At 71.9% G+C, this 18155-nt stretch carries 16 protein-coding genes and 1 tRNA gene; 11 read left to right on the top strand and 6 right to left on the bottom strand.

Features of this window, described 5'->3' with window-relative positions; all coding sequences use genetic code 11:
- The first annotated feature begins 34 nt into the window (after positions 1-34).
- From RBH18_RS24795 to RBH18_RS24775, 5 genes are all read left to right on the top strand, one after another.
- The gene (locus RBH18_RS24795) at positions 35-1768 is read left to right on the top strand and encodes an alpha/beta hydrolase (RefSeq protein ID WP_306211855.1); all 1734 of its coding nucleotides are present in this window, start codon (positions 35-37) and stop codon (positions 1766-1768) included.
- A gap of 369 nt (positions 1769-2137) precedes the next feature.
- The gene (locus tag RBH18_RS24790) at positions 2138-2902 is read left to right on the top strand and encodes a hypothetical protein (protein WP_306211853.1); all 765 of its coding nucleotides are present in this window, start codon (positions 2138-2140) and stop codon (positions 2900-2902) included.
- Positions 2899-4884, top strand: coding sequence for a hypothetical protein (locus RBH18_RS24785; protein ID WP_306211851.1), 1986 nt, complete (start codon positions 2899-2901; stop codon positions 4882-4884). Before RBH18_RS24790 ends, RBH18_RS24785 begins: the two co-directional genes overlap by 4 nt.
- Positions 4881-6473: a coiled-coil domain-containing protein gene (locus RBH18_RS24780; protein ID WP_306211849.1), complete on the top strand. Its 1593-nt coding sequence runs from the start codon at positions 4881-4883 to the stop codon at positions 6471-6473. The genes RBH18_RS24785 and RBH18_RS24780 overlap by 4 nt, the downstream gene beginning before the upstream one ends.
- Positions 6470-7870, top strand: coding sequence for a DUF4407 domain-containing protein (locus tag RBH18_RS24775; protein ID WP_306211847.1), 1401 nt, complete (start codon positions 6470-6472; stop codon positions 7868-7870). The genes RBH18_RS24780 and RBH18_RS24775 overlap by 4 nt, the downstream gene beginning before the upstream one ends.
- Here the strand turns inward: RBH18_RS24775 and RBH18_RS24770 are convergent, their stop codons facing one another.
- Together RBH18_RS24770 and RBH18_RS24765 are read right to left on the bottom strand one after the other, a co-directional pair.
- Positions 7871-8518, bottom strand: a complete 648-nt coding sequence (locus RBH18_RS24770) for a response regulator (RefSeq protein ID WP_306211845.1) — start codon at positions 8516-8518, stop codon at positions 7871-7873. It lies immediately after the preceding gene.
- A gap of 397 nt (positions 8519-8915) precedes the next feature.
- On the bottom strand, positions 8916-9404 hold the full coding sequence (locus tag RBH18_RS24765; RefSeq protein WP_306211843.1) for a zinc-binding dehydrogenase: 489 nt from the start codon (positions 9402-9404) through the stop codon (positions 8916-8918).
- Between RBH18_RS24765 and RBH18_RS24760 the strand changes: the two genes are divergently transcribed.
- Entirely contained in the window at positions 9394-9663 is a 270-nt protein-coding gene (locus tag RBH18_RS24760) for a hypothetical protein (protein WP_306211841.1), read from the top strand. The two genes, RBH18_RS24765 and RBH18_RS24760, sit on opposite strands and share 11 nt — an antisense overlap.
- 68 nt (positions 9664-9731) lie before the next feature.
- Here the strand turns inward: RBH18_RS24760 and RBH18_RS24755 are convergent, their stop codons facing one another.
- The 3 genes from RBH18_RS24755 to RBH18_RS24745 all read right to left on the bottom strand — a co-directional run bounded on the left by RBH18_RS24755 (position 9732) and on the right by RBH18_RS24745 (position 12811).
- Positions 9732-11774, bottom strand: a complete 2043-nt coding sequence (locus RBH18_RS24755; RefSeq protein ID WP_306211838.1) for an Ig-like domain-containing protein — start codon at positions 11772-11774, stop codon at positions 9732-9734.
- Between the two features lie 368 nt (positions 11775-12142).
- A tRNA-Val gene (locus RBH18_RS24750) sits at positions 12143-12214 on the bottom strand.
- Positions 12215-12298: 84 nt separating this feature from the next.
- Positions 12299-12811 (bottom strand): TIGR02611 family protein, encoded by a 513-nt coding sequence (locus RBH18_RS24745; protein ID WP_306211836.1) that lies wholly within the window; start codon positions 12809-12811, stop codon positions 12299-12301.
- 317 nt (positions 12812-13128) lie between these two features.
- Here RBH18_RS24745 and RBH18_RS24740 point away from each other — a divergent pair, with 317 nt between their 5' ends.
- The 4 genes from RBH18_RS24740 to RBH18_RS24725 all read left to right on the top strand — a co-directional run bounded on the left by RBH18_RS24740 (position 13129) and on the right by RBH18_RS24725 (position 15933).
- Positions 13129-13560, top strand: a complete 432-nt coding sequence (locus RBH18_RS24740; RefSeq protein WP_306211834.1) for an SsgA family sporulation/cell division regulator — start codon at positions 13129-13131, stop codon at positions 13558-13560.
- Positions 13561-13853: 293 nt separating this feature from the next.
- Positions 13854-14816, top strand: coding sequence for a helix-turn-helix domain-containing protein (locus RBH18_RS24735; RefSeq protein WP_306211832.1), 963 nt, complete (start codon positions 13854-13856; stop codon positions 14814-14816).
- Positions 14817-14952: 136 nt separating this feature from the next.
- On the top strand, positions 14953-15408 hold the full coding sequence (locus tag RBH18_RS24730; RefSeq protein ID WP_305782390.1) for an RrF2 family transcriptional regulator: 456 nt from the start codon (positions 14953-14955) through the stop codon (positions 15406-15408).
- Between the two features lie 339 nt (positions 15409-15747).
- The gene (locus tag RBH18_RS24725; protein ID WP_306211829.1) at positions 15748-15933 is read left to right on the top strand and encodes a DUF4236 domain-containing protein; all 186 of its coding nucleotides are present in this window, start codon (positions 15748-15750) and stop codon (positions 15931-15933) included.
- Between the two features lie 116 nt (positions 15934-16049).
- Here RBH18_RS24725 and RBH18_RS24720 read toward each other — a convergent pair whose 3' ends face one another.
- On the bottom strand, positions 16050-16940 hold the full coding sequence (locus tag RBH18_RS24720; protein WP_306211827.1) for a hypothetical protein: 891 nt from the start codon (positions 16938-16940) through the stop codon (positions 16050-16052).
- 114 nt (positions 16941-17054) lie between these two features.
- Here RBH18_RS24720 and RBH18_RS24715 point away from each other — a divergent pair.
- Positions 17055-18155, top strand: a 1101-nt coding sequence (locus RBH18_RS24715) for a fibronectin type III domain-containing protein (protein ID WP_306211825.1), incomplete at its 3' end; no start/stop codon positions are given.

Genomic DNA, 18155 nt, shown 5'->3' with positions numbered 1-18155 from the left:
CGGCGCCGCGGAACTGCCACGGAAGGGTTGTTGAATGCCACGTCTCGGAAGGCGCCTCCTGAGTGCCGGGCTGATCGCCGGCGTTCTGGTCACGGGGCTCGCGGCGCCGGCGGCTGCGGCCACCAAGACCGACAAGACCAGCGCGCTGGAGCGCAAGCGGGTCGACAGCGTGCCGACGCCGAAGCTCGGCTGGTACAAGTGCTACGACTACGCCGAGTGCGCGACCACGAAGCTGCCGCTCGACTACGACCAGCCCAAGGGCGCGAAGACCGAGATCGCCCTCGTCCGGATCAAGGCGAAGGACCAGAAGCACAAGGTCGGCAGCCTGTTCCTCAACCCCGGTGGCCCCGGCGGCTCCGGCACGAGCATCGCGCTCGCGGCGCCGAACTTCCTGAGCCCCGCGCTGCTGCAGCGCTTCGACATCGTGGGCGTCGACCCGCGCGGCGTCGCGAACAGCGCCAACCTCAAGTGCTTCGCGTCGGTCAAGGACCAGACCGCGGTCCTCAGCCAGATGAACGTCGCCTTCCCCGTGGGCAAGACCGAGGAGGCCAAGTACGTCGCCGGCGCCAAGAAGCTCGGCAAGGCGTGCTCGACGACCGGCAAGCCGCTGTCCGGTGCCATGTCGACCGCCGAGGTCGTCCGGGACATGGACGTCCTGCGCCGGGCGGTCGGCGACAAGAAGCTCAGCTTCCTGGGCTTCAGCTACGGCACCGCGATCGGCCAGTACTACGCCAACATGTTCCCCGACCGCTTCCGCGCGATCGTGGTGGACGGCGTCCTCGACCCGGAGCACTGGGTCGGCACCAAGAAGACCGCGAACCAGGAGCAGGACGAGCGGCTCAAGTCGGCCGACGGGGCGTACAAGGCGCTCCGCGAGATCCTGAAGCGCTGCGACAAGGCCGGCGAGAAGTACTGCGCCTTCGCGGCCGGTGACCCGGTCAAGAACTTCGAGACGATCGCCCAGCAGCTCCGCAAGAAGCCGCTGGTCGTCAGCGACGAGCTCGGGACCTTCACCATCACGTACGCCGACTTCGTGGGCGGCATTCTCGGCGACCTGTACGACGTCGCGGCCGGCGACTACGTCACGCAGGACGCCGCGTACATCCAGACGCTGCTGAGCTCCTCCTCGAAGGCCGCCAAGGCGACCGCGCGCGCCGGGCTGATCGAGCGGATCCGCGGCAACCAGGCCAAGCAGCAGGGCCGCGACTTCCCGTACGACAACGGCTTCGAGACCTTCGCCGGGGTCGACTGCACCGACGGCCTGCACCCCAAGGACGCCGCCTCCTGGCCCGCCCTCATGGTCAAGGCCGACAAGCGCGCCCCGTACTTCGGCCGCGCCTGGGGCTGGGGCACCGCCCAGTGCGCCCGCAACACGTGGACCGTCCGCGACGAGGACGCGTACACCGGGCCGTGGACCCGCAAGACCGCCGCGCCGGTGCTGCTCGTCGGCACCCAGTGGGACCCGGCCACCGCCTACACCGACGCCGTCTCGGCCAGCAAGCGCCTGCCCAACAGCCGCCTGCTGTCGAGCACCAACTGGGGCCACACCTCGTACGGCACGTCGGCCTGCGCCACGGGCGCGATCGACACGTACCTGCTCAAGGGCACCCTGCCCGCCAAGGGCAAGCTCTGCCAGGGCGAGTACCAGCCCTTCCGCGAGCCCCTCGACGACGACAGCGCCACCACCCTGCGCGCCACCGCCGCCGAAGCCCAGCGTCCCCCGGTGAGCGGCCCGCCGATGCCGTCCACCCTCGCCGGCACCCGCTGACCGCTTTCCACCGAACACCACGAGCGCGGCGTCCCTCCGGGGGCGCCGCGCTCGCTTTTGTACGGCACCCGCGCCGGCCGATGTGAATGGTGCTCATCAAGCCTTTCCCGGACCGATTTCCGGCACAGAACCCAGTGGACGATCAGTCATTTCGCCCGGCTCCGCGGCTGGCGTAACGGCACGAAACGGCGCACAAGCAGAGCAGTAAGGGCGTGGTCGTCCCTGTCGCGCATACCTACCCTCGTCCTTCAGAAACATGTCACCGGAGCGGTTCGGCGACGCGGATTGCGCCATGATCCGGAATCTTGATCCCGGCATCCGCGCGCACTCACGCCGGACTCCCACGACGGACGAGAAAGGGCCCGGCAATTGGATCTCGACGGCGATTACGACCGCCACCTGCTGGTGCGGGTGGACGCGACCGGCTACGGGGCGAGCAACGACATCCGGCAGGCGGAGATCCAGGCGACGCTGGGCGATGTCCTCGACGAGGCGGCCCTCGCCGCGGGTCTCGACCGGGCGCTCTGGCACACCCAGCCGGCCGGCGACGGCGAGCTGGCCGTCCTGCCCGGCTCGGTGCGGGAGCGATCGGTGGTGGACGGCTACACCCAGGCGATCGCGAGCGTCCTGAGCCGCGGCAACGGCCGGGTGGCGCCGGGTGATCGGCTCCGCGTGCGGCTGGCCGTCCACTTCGGCGTGGTGAGCATCGGCCGGCTCGGCTTCCCGGGCCAGGGCGCGGTCGAGGTGAGCCGGATGGTGGACGGCGCCCCCGTCCGCCTGGCACTGCGGCGCACCGGCGCGCAGCTGGCCGTGGTGCTCTCCGAGACGATCTACCGCGACTCGGTCGCGCAGGGCCACACCGAGCTGCGGCCGGAGCAGCTGCGCGAGGTCGAGATCGTGAACAAGGAGTTCCACCGCCGGGCCTGGCTGCACCTGCCCGGCCACGACGTGCACGAGGTCGACCTGCGGCCCGAGCCCGGGGTGAGCACGCAGCCCGCGCCGGAGCCGGGCAAGGCCGCCCGGGCCGGGACGGCCACGCCGCCCGGTCCCGGCCCGCAGTTCACCCAGACCTTCGAGGGGCCGGTCCGCGCCGAGCGGATCAACTTCGGGATCAGCTACGGGAGCGACGCATGACGCAGACCGAGGCGGAGACTGCCAAGAAGACCGAGGACGCGCCGGCCGGCAAGCCGGCGCCGCTGCAGAACTTCAAGATCGGGAACCTGTACGCCGGCAACGTCGACTTCGGAGTCGCCCGCCGGGTCGTCACCGCCCTGCAGAACGCGGCGGAAGTCGACGCCGCGCTGCGCCGTTACGTGCCACCGCCCGGATACGGCACGGCGGTGGACCACCTCCGGGAGTCAGGCGTCGTGGTGATCGAGGGCCGCCGCGGGCTGGGGCGGTACACCGGCGCGCTGGCCCTGCTCCGCGAAATGGTGCCGGGCGACGTGCTGCCCATCTCCCCCACGACCACTCTCGAGGAACTGCACACCTGCGAGTACGAATGGGGCCGCGGCTACTACGTCCCGGAGCACACCGCCCGGGAGAGCGGGCCGGAGGCGCAGTTCCGCTGGAACGCCGTGTGCTCCGCGGTCCGCACGGCCGGCGCCTTCCTCGTCATCACCACGACGGGTGCCCCGGCGTACGCGGATGCGCTCCCGTGGCAACGACCGGACCTGGGAAAGCTGCTGCGGGCCGTGCTGGGCGAATCCGCCGACACGGTCCCCGCCGACGTCCGCGAGCGGATCCCTGCGGACTGGACGCCGACCGACATCGTCGCCTTCGGTCGCCGGCTGCTCGACGGTTCCGGTGCGGACGCGGCGCTCGGCGTCTTCGACCTGACCGCGACCGCCGACGTCGAGGAGTGGTTCCACGACCCGGACCGCGAGTGGGTCGACTTCATCGAGATCGCGGCCCTCGGCTTCGCGGGCAGCGCCGGGCCGAGAGCCTTCGAGTCGATGGTGACGCAGCTGGAGAGCGCCACCGAGGCGCACCTGCCGGCCGCCGAGCGCACCGACGAGGAGAAGGAACGCGCGGTGAAACGGGCGCTCAGCCGGCGGCGCCACCGCAGTTCCCTGATCGCCGAGGAACGGGTGACCCAGGCCGGCATTCCGCGGCAGAGCCTGGTGTTCCGGTCGCCCTCGCATCGCGCCCAGGTGATCCGGGCGCTCTGGCGTACGCAGGCGGTCCCGTTCTGGAACGCGGTGCAGTCGTGGCTGCACGAGATGGTCGAGGACGGCGACCTCGGCGACGAACAGCTCGTGCAGGTGGCGCAGGGCATCGTCCTGCTGGCCGAGGCGAACGCGGAGGAGGCGATCGACTCCTACCTCGTGCCGTTCGCCGCCGGCGAGGCGGGCGACGACGGTCTCGCCTGCGCCAGCCTGATCCTCCGGCTGATGTCGCTGGACGAGGCCCTCGCGCCGATGGCGTTGCAGATCGCCGTCGAATGGGTGTCCCCTACCGCGCCGCGGTCCCATCGCATGATCGCCGGCAGCGCGCTGATGGAGGAACTCGGCGCGCGCTACCCGGCCGACGCCGCCCGCCGCCTGTGGCAGCTGATCGCGCAGGACGACGTGCTGCAGGACATCGCCTTCACCGCTCCGGGCGGGCTGCTGCAGACCCTGCTCGAACTGGACGGCGACCCGGTGCCGCTGCTCGACATGCTGATCAGCCACCTGCCGCGGCCCGATCAGCGGCGGCCCGACGTGAAGGTCGTCGACCGCGTGCTGAGCACCACCCTCTTCCTGCTGAGCCTGCGGGACGAGCGCACCGGCCGGCTGGTCGTCTTCGACCTCCTGCTCGCCCAGCCCGAGCTGTCCGGACGCGTCGGCCGGCTGTGGGCCGGCGTGCTCGCCAACCTGCGCTACCGGGTGGCCGCGCTCGGCGCGATCTGGGACGGCATGCTGGCCAGCCCGCAGCGCGACGAGATGGCCCGGGCCGTGACCGGCGCCCTCGCCACCGTGCTGACGCCGGCCGAGGAGCGGCGGTTCCTCGCCGACTTCGCGGTGATCGACGGGCGCAAACGGCAGCGGAACCCCCAGCGGGCAGCCTCCCTGGCACACCTTTTCATCGAAGCGATCGCCCGGATTCACGCTCAGACCCGAGCGGAGGACTCATGACCCCGACCACCACCCGGCCGTACCCGATCGTCGAGATGCGCGAGCTGCACCGGCCGTCCCGGACCGGCCTGTGGGGCATCGGCCCCCGGACCCGGCACGACGTCCCGCGGCCCCGCGAAGGGCACTTCGTCCTGGTGTACAAGGTGGGCAACCGCTACGTCGTCGACAACATGAACCTCGGCCCGCGCGACGACAAGGTGATCAACGCGTCCCAGGTGACGGTGGTGGATCTGGGCCGGCAGACGCCCGTCGAGGTCGAGCTGACCATCCCCTCCCGGGACCACTCCTTCTTCACCGTCGTCGTCACCTTCGCCTGCTCGGTCGACGAGCCGGTGGAGGTGGTGCAGGGCGGCATCACCGATCCGGGCACGATCCTGCTGACGTATCTCAAGAACCACCACGGCTACAGCCAGATGGGCATCGGCTTCCCGATCGCCGACGTCAACGAGGCCCGGCGATACATCAACGCGCAGCTGAGCGCGTACGCGACGGTGTGCGAGCCGGAGATCGCCGGCATGAGCGTGACGATGGCGAGCGTCGAGGTCCGCACCCCGGCCGAGGAGAAGGCGAAGGCCGACGCCCGGCGCCAGATGCGCGACTGGCACGACCTGGAGAACGAGCGTGTCGACCTGGACGGGGAGCTGCGCGGCCACAAGCAGCACACCGAGCACGGCATCAGCCGGACGAAACAGGAGAACGAGCACGAGCTGCGGCGGTCGGCGCAGGCGAACGACCAGGACTACGACGACGCCGACCGGCGCTACCGCCACCTCAGGGAGGACGAGGAACAGGTGCACTCGATCCGGGCCGCGCGCATCAGCCGGGCCGCCCGGGACGAGGAGCGCCGCGATGCCATCGCGGCACGCCGGCTGGAGCTGGAGGCCGAGCTGGCCCGCATGGGCATGACCGAGGAGTACCGGCTGACCGCTCTGCGGGCCAACGCCGAGCTCCTCGACGACCCGGTGCGCGCTCTGCAGCTGTCCTACCTCTCCGGGAACATGACCGCTGCCGAGCTGGCGCGCGGCATTCAGGAGATGACCGACCACCAGGCGAAGCTCGACCGGGACAGGGCCGATCACCAGCACGAGATCGAGCGGGACCGGCAGCGGAACGAGGCGGGCGAGCGACGCGACCAGCTCGAGTTCGACCGCGAGGTGAAGCGGGCCGAGCTGGCGGCCCGGCAGGCGGAGGCGAACCGGCAGGCCGAGGAGGCCCGGCTCGAGCGCGAGAACACGCGCGAGCGGGAGAGCCTGGCGATGATGTGGGACCGGCACGACAAGCTGATCGCCAAGCGGGAAGAGGAGGAGCGGCGGCAGCGCGAGCACGCCGACGAGATCGCCGCCCGCCGCGCGAACGAGAACCTGCAGCGGCAGGTCTATCAGGCCCGGATCGACCTCGGTAAGTCGGCGGTCGACCGGGGCCTGCTGGACACCAGCTCGATGGACATCGCCGAGATCCTGCGGCTGGACAACAACGGCATGCCGGTGCTCGCGGGCAACGAGCCCGGTCAGCTGCCGGATCAGCCCGCACCGGCCGCCGGCGGGGAGAGCGGCGCCGCTCCGGGCGACCAGCCGGAGCGTGACTCGTGACCGGGCCGGACGAGTGGTCGGCCGTCTTCGACCGCGCCAAGCCGGGGCGGCCGGTCCCACCGGACCGCGGCCCCGCCCGGACCGTCCGGATCATGGCCGGCGTCCGCGAGGAGCTGCTCGACTGGGTGCCGGAGGAACGGCCCCGCTACACCCGGCTCGGCCTGATCGTCTTCAACACCGGCGTGCTCGCCGCGTTGTCCCTCTTCGCCGCCCTGCACAAGATCGCCGACGCGCCCTGGATCCTGCTGCTGCCGGTCGTCGCGATCTGGGCCCTGCTGGTGATGACCTTCGACGGCTGGCTGGTCGCCAGCACGCACGGCGTGCTGGGCTGGGCGAAGTGGGGCGTCTTCTTCCCCCGGCTCATCATCTCGATCCTGATGGGCGCGGCGATCGCCGAACCGCTCGTCCTGTGGGTCTTCCAGCCCGCGATCACCAAGGAGGTGCTGGCCGGCCGGCAGACGGAGCTGGACGAAGTGGAAAGCAGGTGGACGCTGTGCAACCCGGCGTCCGGTGAGCGCGGATCGGCCGCCGGCTGCGCCGGCTATCAGCTGAGTCTGCCGAGTTCCCCGCAGTCGGCCCGGGACCAGCAGGACCGGCTGAAGGCCCAACGCGACGCCGTGCAGGCCTCGGTCGACCGGATCAACGGCACAATCGATGAACTGCAGGCGCTGGCCCGCGACGAGTGCAGCGGCAACTCCGGGCGCGGGCTGACCGGCCGTCGCGGCGAGGGCCCGAACTGCCGTCAGCTGCGTGCGGACGTTCAGACGTACCGGAGGGTGAACGGTCTGGAGTCCAAGCAGGGAGAGCTGGCCCGGCTCAACACCCAGATCGTCGCGCTCGACACCACGATCAAAAACGCCGCCGACGGCTACGCGGGCCAGGTGGCGGGCGCGATCGAGAAGAAGGTGGCGGCGAAGGAGGCCGGCCAGAAGGATGTCGGGCTGCTGGAGGAGATGGCCGCGCTCGATCGGCTCGCCGAGAAGGAACCGGTCGTCTTCGCGGCCCACTGGCTGCTGCGGCTGCTGCTGATCGCCATCGACTGCATGCCGCTGCTGGTCAAGGCCATCGGCGGCGCCACCCAGTACGACCACATCGTCGCCGAGCAGCTGCTCGCGAACGCGGCGATGCGCACCAAGGCCGTGGCGTTCCAGGAGAAGAGCTTCGAACAACGCCGCCGCGCCGGGGTCGAGGAACTCGAGGCGGGCGACCGCGCCATCCGGGCGAGACGCCGCGCCGACACCCGTACCTCGGTCGACGCCCTCTTCCAGAAGCTCTACACCCCACCGCACCGGCCACGCAGGTCCCCCACCGACGAGACAACGGTCCCCACGCCCCGCCGGCCGCTGGGACCGCCGAGCGACCCCTGGGAGGAACACGTCAACGGCTCACCACACTAGTCAGGGATCTACCGTCAAGCCGGCGCGGACGCCTGCGACGACGAGCTGAGCCCGCGTGCGGGCGTTCAGCTTCACCATCGCGCGGCCGGCGTGGGTGCGTACGGTGGCGGGGCTCAGCGAGAGCTCGCGGGCGATCTGCTCGTTGGTGTGACCGGTGGCGACCCAGGCCACGATCTCCCGCTCCCGGTCGGTCAGCGTGTCGATGCCGGTCACGCTGCCCCCGGGCTGGCTGAACAGCGACATCACCCGGCGGGTCACCGACGGTGAGAGCAGTGCCTCGCCGGCCGCGACGACGCGGATCGCCCGTACCAGGTCGGCCGGGGCGGTGTCCTTCAGCACGAAGCCGGCCGCACCCGCCCGCAGGGCCTCGAAGATGTACCGGTCGATCTCGAACGTGGTCACCATGATCACCCGGGTGCCGCCGAGGCCGGGGTCGGCGGCGATCGCCCGCAGCGTCGCCAGGCCGTCCATCCCGGGCATCCGGACGTCGAGCAGCAGCACGTCCGGGTGCGTCCGGCGCAGGACGCTCAGCGTGTCCTGCCCGGACGCGGCCTCGCCGGCGACGGTCAGGTCGTCCTCGCGGTCGACGAGCACCCGCAGGCCCATCCGCACCAGATGCTCGTCGTCCGCCAGCACCACCCGGATCACCGGGCCTCCCCGATCGGCAGCCGCGCGGAGACCTGAAAACCTCCGCCGGTCCGCGGGCCCGCGGCGAACCGGCCGCCGACCGCCTCGACCCGGCGCCGCAGCCCCGCCAGGCCCCGCCCACCGCTGCCCAGGCTCCCCCGAGTTCGCCGCCGCCACCCGCCGAGCCCACCTCGCCGTCACCCCGCAGACCGGCAACCTGCTCTTCCTGCTCACCCGCACCGCCAAGGCCCGCACCGTCTGGCCGCGCCCGGTCGTACCTGGCCCGCCAAGCCGGATTCATGGGAGGCAGCCCGTCGGGCGGAGCACGTGATCCACCGAGAGCCGTAAGCATGGCCACCCACCGTCACAGAAAATCGCGACGCCACCCTCGGCGACGGCCGCCACAACCGGCTCGCGGTCAGGGCACGAGGACGATCCGGCCGCGGAGCCCGCCGCCCGCGAGCGCCTCGTGGGCGTCCCCGACCCGCTCCAGCGGGTAGGTCCGGGCGACGCGGAGGCTGATCAGGCCGGCGCCGGCGTACGCCGCCAGCTTTGCCAGCCGCTCGGCGTCGGTGTACCAGGCCAGGTTCGCCATGCGGACCTGGCGACGGGCCTGCGGCGCGGAATGGAGCAGCGAGACGAACGCGCCGCCGTGCCGGACGGCGTCGGCCGCCCCTGCGGCCAGATTCGCCGCGTCGACGGCGCCGTCGACCCCGCCGGGGATCAGCCGCCGCACCGCCGGCACCAGGTCCTCGTCGCGGGCCACGAACAGCTCCGCGCCGGCGTCGCGCACGAGCTTCTCGTCGCCCGCGTCCGCCTGGGCGATCACCCGCAGCCCGCGCAGCCGCGCCAGCTGTCGTGCACCCAGTTCGGTCCCACCTTCTTCAGCAAGCGCCGTGTCAAGCACCCAGGGCCGAACGGATCTTGATCACGCGGCCAGACAGGCGGATGCAGGCCGCCATCGCTCGGGCAGCCAGAACGCGGCCAGGGCGGTGGTGGAGACGGGCGGCACGACCTTTGCGTCGGCTTCCACCCAGGACAAGCCGCAGCAGCGTCGGCTGGCGCACGCTGTACATACCCCAACCGCGGCGGAGACCATGCAGCGCGCCGGAGGCTGGCTGGTCACGGCATTCGAGCGCGCCCGTCATCACCTCGATCAGCGATGACGGGCGCGCGCTCGGCGGCCACCAGAACGACGGGGTGACCCGGTGGACGTGTTCGTGAGCGGAAGGCGTCAGCGGCGGTAGGTGCGCTTGGCGAGCGTCTTGACGTTGCCCGCCTTGTCGTAGGCCCGCAGCTGCACGGAGAACTTCTTGCCGTACTTCTTGGGGTCGAGCGTGAAGCTGTAACCGGCCTTGGCGTCGGTGGCCACCACCTTGCCGTTGACCAGCAGCTGCACCTGGGAGACGCCGTTCTTGTCGGTCGCCGACGCGGTGATGGAAGTCTTCTTGGTCAGCTTCGCGTTGTTCTTCGGCGCCTTGAGGAACTTCAGGGCCGGCGCAACCGTGTCGTTGACCACGACCCGCCGGGCGACGGTGACGTTGCCGAGCTTGTCGGTGACCTTCCATTCGATCGTGTACGCGCCCTGAGCCTTGGGCGTCACCGTCCACGTCAGCGGCGTCGAGGTCGCCTTGCCCCCGGTGACCACGGCGGATTTCACGCCGCTGGGGTCCGAGGCTTTGACGGTGGTGCGCACCGAACCGCGTACCAGTGCTCGGTTTGCCGGGGTGATCGACGTGACGACCGGGCCGGCGTTGTCCACCCGGTAATTGCCCAGGAAGAACCGGGCGTTGTCGGCGCGGTCGATGACGTGGACCGCCATGGCCTGATTGCCGTCGTAGCCGCGGGTGTTCCAGGTCATCGTCCAGGGTGCCGCGGTGGTGCGTGCGACCACCTTGCCGGACGGGTCGAGCAGCTCGACCCGGGCGGTGTCGGCGGACACGTTCGTGGCGCGGAACGTGACCGTGCCGCTGAGCGTGGTGCCGGCGGCCGGGGTGATGGTCGCGTCGGGGCTGAGCACGTCGACGGTCACCGGGGTCGTGCGCTCGCCGCTGTTGCCCGCCGCGTCGAAGGCCCGGATGGTCACCTTCGCCTGCCGCATGTGCAGGTCGGTGGGCGGCACCACCCAGACCTCCGGCAGCCAGGTGCGGTCCTCGTACGTCTCGGTGACCACGCCGTCGACCAGCACCTGCACCTTGGTCACGGCGACGTCGTCGGAGACGGCCGGGACGACCTTGGCGTAGCGTCCGAGCCACTGGCCGTCGGTCAGCCCGGTGGACGTGACGACCGGCGGGTTGGTGTCCTTCTGCCCCGGACCGGTCGGCAGCGGGTTGACCACGAGCTCGGCGGTGTCGTTGGACTTGTCGAGGTCGTCGGCGAAGCGCTGGCACTGGCAGGCCGGGTTGACCTCGACCGAGCCGGTCGCGCCCGGGATCACCTGGTCGATCTTCAGACCGAAGGCGAAGGTGTACGCGGTGCCGACGCCGAACTTGACCGGCCCCTCACACTCGTACAGCTTCGCGCTGACGGCGGAGCACTGCGCCGGCGCGGTGTCGACCGACGTGCCGGGCGGGATGGTCACGAACACCGCGGCCGGTGACACGTGGGTCATGGTCCAGTCGATGGTCGCTGGGCCGTTGTTGCGCACACCGGCCTTGAGCTGCACCACGTCCCCGACGCCACCGGAAACCTTGGCGCCCATGGCGACCAGGTCGGCGCCCTGCGCACCGGTGACCTGGATGTCGACGTACTGCCACGCGATGCCGGCGCGCGCGCCCGCGGGAGCCGTCTCGACCAGCCGCAGCGTCTCGCCGTCGCCCCGGGTCCAGGACAGGTCGCCGCCGATCGCGGCGTAGGAGGCGCTGGTCATCCACTCGAAGCGGGCGTTGAGTTCCCCCGGCGCGTACGCGTCGGCGGGCACCCGCACGGGCAGCGCCACCCCGTAGGTCTTGCCCGGCTCCAGCACCTGGTCGAACTCGCACGCGCCCACGTTGCCGGCGACGTCATAGGCGCAGTTCGAGAAGCGGCTGTCGGTCCGGAAGCCGGACAGGAAGCCGAACGAGGCCACGGCACCGTCCACCGCGACCGTGTCCGTGTTGGTCGCCGACAGCGGCAACGCGACGACACTGCCCGGCGCGCCGGTGACCTCCGTCGTCGCGCCGGCGGCCAGCGGGCGCACCGCGGCGGCCTGCGCCGGCGCCGGCGCTGCCACGACGGCGGTCACGCCCACCGCCGCGAGCCCGGCGAGCATCCGCCGGGCCGGATTCTTGCTCTTCAATTTTCCTCCCCGCCTTCTCCGGCGGATCAGCCGGAGCAGGTGCAGCGTAGACAGTGCCGCACTTTCGCGCTGTCCTCATCACCGACAGGGAGGCGAGCACGCCCGATGACTCAACGCAGGCGGCCACTGGTAACCGGGCACAGCCTGCAAAGCGCTCCGGGGCGCCGGGCCACCGGGCCACCGGGGTCCCGGGCCGCAGGGGTTCCGGGGCGCCGGGGTGCACCTTCCCCGCAACCACCCACCGAGAGGGAGCCCGGCAGCGGGGGCGCGGGTGGCGAAGCCCCCGCCCCGCGAAGGCCGAAGGCCGAGCAATGAAAAAGCGGCAGCCCGGCTCACGCTTTCCGTGAGCACAGTCCACCGCTGACGCGTGGGCGATACTGGGATCGAACCAGTGACCTCTCCGGTGTGAACGGAGCGCTCTCCCGCTGAGCTAATCGCCCTCAACGGATTGGAACTCTACCGGACGCCCGCCCCGGTGCGCGAACCAGGGTCGGCGAGTCCGGCTTCCGCGCCGCGCCGGGGCTCTACTTACCGGTCAGGAAGTCCATGATCACGGTGTAGAGGTTGATGCCGAGGGACAGGTAGACCGAGGCCCACACCACCGCGCTGATGAAGAGGAAGCCGACGAGGCCGATCAGGGCGCGCATGGCGAGGGACTGCTTCAGGACCCATTGGGTCCAGGCGTTGACGTGTTTGCGGGTGAAGTGCAGGAGGCGCTTGGCCCAGGCGAACTCGACGGACCAGATGGCGAGGCCGAGGATCACCACGGCCCAGCCGGGGCCGGGGAACGGGATCATGATGATGCCCGCGACGACGACGATCGTGCCGAGGACGCCTACGCCGATCTTGAGGGCGAGGCGGCCGCCGGGGGTGGCGCGGATGCGGTCGAGGACGCCCAGCGGCGAGTGCGGAGAGTGATGGTGCGCCTCCGTTTCGCTGCGCGCCGACGAAACCGCAGGTGAGGCGGCTGCGTGCGCGGCCGGGGTGGCCCCGGCGGCGGTGGCGGACGAATCGGACGAGGGGTCGGATTGGGACATCTCGTTCACTTTCACGGCAAAGATCTCGGGTTCCCGCTCATTTCATCCCCCAGTGTTCCTTCCCCCCGTCACTACCCGGGGGAAATGGACGTTACCGGAGTGAGTCAACTGCTGAACCACCCGACGCCGGGCGGAACCGAGTACTTGGGCAAAGCGCGGCAAGATACCGTTTCACGGCTTCCCCTGAGGCCAAATCGGATCCGTCTTCCCACTACTGGGTGAGATCAGCGTATGGCGGAGCGTAATGACAAGGATCACCTGAGTATGGGAAACGCGGGGTTCACCAGCCTCGCAGCGGTGCCGGGGGGAGTTCGTCCATGAGTACCATTCGTCCAACGACCGTCGAGGTCGAAACCTCGCTGCGGCTCGTAGCGCCTGATGCCACGGCCCTGCCCGTGCGTGCCAGTCTGCGGTACGACCCAGCCGACCCGTATGCGGTCCACGTTTTGTTCCACGCAGAATCAGCCGGTGGGGAAGCCGTGAGCTGGTCCTTCGCGCGGGAACTGCTCGTGACCGGGCTCGATGAGCCGGCGGGCATCGGAGACGTCCGGGTGTGGCCGTGGACCACGCCGCGGGGCGACTTCGTGGCCCTGGCGCTGTCGTCTCCTGACGGCAACGCCCTGTTCGAAGTGCCGCGCAGTGTCCTCGTCCGGTTCCTCCGGCGCACCTATGTGGTGGTGCCGCGGGGCCGGGAGTCCGATCATCTGGACGTGGACGCTGCGGTCAACCGGCTGCTCGCCGGTCGCTGACCGTAACGAGGATTGTTCGGCGCGACCCCCGGACCGGTTGCCGGCCCGGGAAAGCCTGAATAACCCCCGTCGATCGGGTCCGGCCGGCGCCCGCCGATCGGAGCCGGGACAAAGGGATTTACGGGGCGACCCGCGTGGATACTGCCGGTCCACGCGGGTCGCTCTTTTTACGTACGAAAGAGAAGTCGTTTTTGTCCTCCGGAATGCGCTGCTATCCGGATTGTCTGTCGGAACTCCGCCGACCTGGAGATCCGGGCGTGCATCCCAGGTCAAGGCCCGATACCGTCGCCTCGATGGTCACCACAGCGCAGCGCCTCAGCAGGCCCGCACCCGCCCCCCAGTGGGCGGGCGTCGGCACCTGCACGCTGTCCTCGACGGACCTGGCCGCCGGGCCGCCGCAACCCCGGCGCCTGCCCTATCACCTCCTCGCGCTGACCACCGCCGGCCGGGGCAGCGTCGAGGTCGACTTCGCCCACCACACCTGCCGCCCGGGCACGCTGCTCTGGGTGCGCCCGGGCCAGGCCGTCCGCTTCGGCGCCGACCCGGGCCTCGACGCGTCGCTCGTCACCTGGGACCCGGGCCTGCTGTCGTCGGCCGAGGTGGCGGGCATCGCCGTCGACGACCTGCCGGGTCCCGCCCGCTGGCAGCTGGCCGGCGAGGACGAGGACGCGGTCATCACCGAGGTCGCGCAGCTCGGCGTCGACTGCTCCCGGCACACCTCGGGCCCGGTCGCGGCCGGCCTCCTGCGGCACCAGCTCGCCGTGCTGCTGCTCCGGATCGCGTTGCTGACCTCGGCGGACGGGCCCGCGGCCGTGTCGACGTCGGAGGGGCGCACGTTCGCCCAGTTCCGGCGCGACCTCGAGGACGGCCACCAGCAGAGCCGCCGGGTCGAGGACTACGCGGCGCGGATCGGCTGCTCGGTGCGGACGCTCACGCGGGCGAGCCTGGCGGTCACCGGGCGTACGGCGAAGCAGGTCGTCGACGATCGGGTCGCGCTCGAGGCGCGGCGGCTGCTCGCGTGCACCGACCTGTCGGTCGCGGAAATCGGGCGGCGGCTGGGCTTCGGGGAGCCGACGAACTTCGGCCGGTTCTTCCACCGGGAGGTCGGCGCGAGCCCCGGCGCCTTCCGGGCAGCGGCCGCGGCGGGCATGCCGCCCGCCCCGGTGAGCCCCGCGGCCGGACCGTCCGGTCCCGCCGACGGACACGCGCCCGAGCTGGGCACCCGCATCCCCACGCAGCGCCTGTCCCGGGAGTGATCAGCCCGGCGCCGCGCGGCCCGGCCGGCCCGGCAGCCACGCAAGGGTGACAGTCATTCACTCTGTGTGATGCCCGAATTCCCATCTTTCCCGGGGTGCGCGAGGCGGACGAGCATGGACGGGGCAGAATGGGGTGGTGCAGATCTCCGCGCGTGGCGACTACGCAGTGCGGGCGGCGCTGAGCCTGGCCCACGCCTACCCGGCCCTGATGTCCGCCCAGGCCATCGCCCAGGACCAGGACATGCCCCGGAAGTTCCTCGAGGCGGTCCTGGCCGATCTGCGCCGCGCCGGCGTCGTGCGCGCCCAGCGGGGCGCCGAGGGTGGCTACACATTGTCACAGCCACCCCGCGACGTGACGATCGGCCAGATCCTGCGCGCCGTCGACGGCCCCCTCGCCGGGGTCCGCGGCCTGCGCCCGGAGGAGACCCGCTACACCGGCGCGGCCGAGAACCTGCCCAACCTGTGGGTCGCCGTCCGCTCCGCCGTGCGTGAGGTCGTCGACGAGGTCAGCCTCGCCGAGCTGCTCAGCGGGCGCATGCCGGCGCACGTCCGCAAGCTCACGACCCGCCCGGACGCCTGGCAGCCCCGCTGACCGCCCGCCCGGCGCCACGATCGCGAGCGGCCGGGCGAAGCATGGCGCCGGCCCGGGGTCAGCAGCGCGGATCGAAAGCGCCAGCGCGGATCAAAAGCGCGAGCAAGCAACAAGGCGTGAGCGCGCATCGAAAGCGCGAGCGCGGGCCGAGGGCGCGAGTCACGGCGCGCCGAGAGCGCGAGCCGGAGGGCACGGCGCGAGCGCGAGCCGGAGGGCAAGGCAGGGCGCGAGCGCGAGCCGGAGGACAAGGCAGGGCGCGCGCCCGCGTCCGAACGCGTTTCAGAAAATCGGACACCGGGAATTGCGAGGACAACTGGCGATTCCCGGAAGGATCCCCCGATGGCCATCATGTTCCGTAGCCGTAAGAAGTTCGGTCCGCTGATCCTGAACTTCACGCAGAACGGCCTCTCCTCCTGGACGATCAAGATCGGTCGCTGGTCCTGGAACTCCAAGGCCAAGGCCCACCGCGTCGATCTCCCCGGCCCGCTGTCGTGGAAGCAGGACAAGTCCTCGTCCCGCTCCTGACCGGCACCGGCACGACCACGACGGCTCCGGCGGCACCCTCCCCCGCCCCGGAGCCGTCGGCCTGCCGGCAGCAGAACCACAGGCAGCCCCCGGAGAGGCCGGGACCAGGGCGGCGGTCACCCCGCGCTGATCACCACGTCGCCCCCGAGCCGCCCGTGTGCCGGCTCCCGTGTCACGGCCCCGGCGTCGATCAGGGCGTGCAGCACCCGTGTGGCGTCGGCCGCCCGGTACACCGTCTCGGTCAGCGCGAACGTCCGCAGCTCCGTCACCGTCGCCGCCCCGTGCGACTCGAGGTGGCGCAGCAGCTCCCGGCGCAGGGGACCCGGGTGCGGGGTGAGCGAGATGTCCATCAGGTGCCGCTCCGGGTCCTCCGGGTCGCGGTAACGCACCCCGGCGAACTCGTCCACGGCCCACAGCAGGTCCTTGAAGGATTCGAGGCTCTTGCCGAGCGTGGTGGCGTACACCATGGTCTGTCCGGGCTCCTCGGACGTCGCCAGCTCGACCGCCGCGACCAGCGGGAACCCGGCGTCGTGCAGCACCGCGCGGAAGTCCGCCGCCGACGCGCCCGCGGGCAGCACGACCAGGGCCTCCGCCGGCTTTCCCCCGGCCAGGGCCGCCATCGTGGCCGCTGCGGGCGGCACCGTCGCGCTCGCGTCCACAAAACCCAGCAGGGGTACGCGCACCGCCCCGCCCGCCTTCAGCGCCACTCCCAGCCGCTCCTCCGTGCCGCCGCCGATCGCGTGCAGGATCAGTCCCGCGGCCGAGGGCGGCTCGGGAAGCCGTGGCACCTCGCGACCGAGGGCGATCATGGTGAGCTCGCGGCCCCGGACCAGGTCGGACTGCTCGGTGAAGACTCCCAGCGCCGCCTCGGCCAGCTCCGGCGCCGCGTCGGCGTGTCCGTGCACATAGGCGGCCCGGCGTCCCCGGTGGAGGGCCGTGGGTACCCAGGTCTCCAGGTGCCGCACGAGGATCTCGCGTTTGACGGCGGCGAGGCTGTCGGAAGTCATCCCTGAGTTCTACCGTGCGGACCGGCCGGCACCCACCTCGGCCACCCGGCTGTCCCCTTCTCATCATGTGCGACGCAGCGCGGGACTTGTACCGACCGTGGCTGAGCAAGCACTATGGGGCACGTGCCCCCTGCCCTCATCGAAGCCACCGCCCGGGCGCAGACGCTCACCGCCGAAGGTGACCTCACCGGCGCACGGGACGTCCTGGCCGGCGCGCTGGATCCGGCGGAGTCCGATCCGCATCGTGCCACGCCGGATCTTGCCCTCGCCGCGGCCCTGCAAGCACGCATTCTCGTCGCCCTCGGCGACGCCCACGGGGCACAGACGTGGGCCGGTTTCGCCCATGCCGCCGAGGAACACCTGCACGGCCCGGCGGACGAGCGCACCATCGCCGCGGCGGCCACCCACGCCGCCGTCCTGCACCGGGTCGGCAGTCACGGCCGGGCCGTCCCGCTCTACCGTGACCTGGTCGCCCGGCTGACCGAACGCGACGGTCCGCTCTCCGGCCGCGTCCTCGCCGCCGAGGCCGACCTGGCCACTGCCGAGCACGCCGCCGGCCAGTGCACGACCGCCCGCAACCGCCTGCACGACGCCTGGATGCGCCACACCCGGCAGCACGGCGAGGCCTCCGCGCCGGGCATCAAGATGCTGGCCCGCCTCGGCGCCATGGAACGCGAGTGCGGCCGCACCGCCGACGCCACCGCCCACCTCACCCGCGCCCAGGAGCTGTGCGCCCGGCACCTCCCCGCCGACCATCCCCTGGCCCAGCAGGTCGCCCGCCTCGCCGGTGCCGCCCCCTCCGGCCGCCACGTGTGCGGGCGGGTGCAGCGCTCCACCGGCCCGGCCGCCGAGGACCCGGCCGCGCGGCCCAAGACCCCGGGGATCGCCCGCACCCCCGCGACCACTCCCCCCACCCATCCCGTACGCCATCAGCCCGCGGCCCCCGGCCCGCGCGACCTGCCCGCGGAGCAGCCCGGCGAGCCGCACCCGCCGGTCCCGAAGCAGATCGACCCGACCGTCACCGAGCAGTGGGAGGCGGACGAACCCGAGCCCGCGCCCGCCCAGGCGCTCTACGTCCCGAAGCAGGCGACCGTCGCGGCGCCCCCGGCGGACCCGCCCCGCTGGCCGTCCCAGGGCCACGTCGCCCAGGCCCTCGCCGCCCAGCAGCCGGCCACATCGCCGTCCGACCTGCACGAACCCGGCGTACAGGAGAAT

The sequence above is a fragment of the Actinoplanes oryzae genome, assembly GCF_030757795.1.
Lineage (GTDB): Bacteria > Actinomycetota > Actinomycetes > Mycobacteriales > Micromonosporaceae > Actinoplanes.
Note: the sequence above shows the minus strand (reverse complement) of the source record. Positions and strands in the feature narration are given on the sequence as shown.

Excerpts from the sequence above, each read along its gene's own strand:
- RBH18_RS24745 (WP_306211836.1), bottom strand. The coding sequence starts at position 12,811 with ATGTCCCAATCCGACCCCTCGTCCGATTCGTCCGCCACCGCCGCCGGG.
- RBH18_RS24720 (WP_306211827.1), bottom strand. The coding sequence starts at position 16,940 with ATGACTTCCGACAGCCTCGCCGCCGTCAAACGCGAGATCCTCGTGCGG.
- RBH18_RS24740 (WP_306211834.1), top strand. The coding sequence starts at position 13,129 with ATGAGTACCATTCGTCCAACGACCGTCGAGGTCGAAACCTCGCTGCGG.
- RBH18_RS24780 (WP_306211849.1), top strand. The coding sequence starts at position 4,881 with ATGACCCCGACCACCACCCGGCCGTACCCGATCGTCGAGATGCGCGAG.
- RBH18_RS24785 (WP_306211851.1), top strand. The coding sequence starts at position 2,899 with ATGACGCAGACCGAGGCGGAGACTGCCAAGAAGACCGAGGACGCGCCG.
- RBH18_RS24735 (WP_306211832.1), top strand. The coding sequence starts at position 13,854 with ATGGTCACCACAGCGCAGCGCCTCAGCAGGCCCGCACCCGCCCCCCAG.
- RBH18_RS24795 (WP_306211855.1), top strand. The coding sequence starts at position 35 with ATGCCACGTCTCGGAAGGCGCCTCCTGAGTGCCGGGCTGATCGCCGGC.
- RBH18_RS24725 (WP_306211829.1), top strand. The coding sequence starts at position 15,748 with ATGGCCATCATGTTCCGTAGCCGTAAGAAGTTCGGTCCGCTGATCCTG.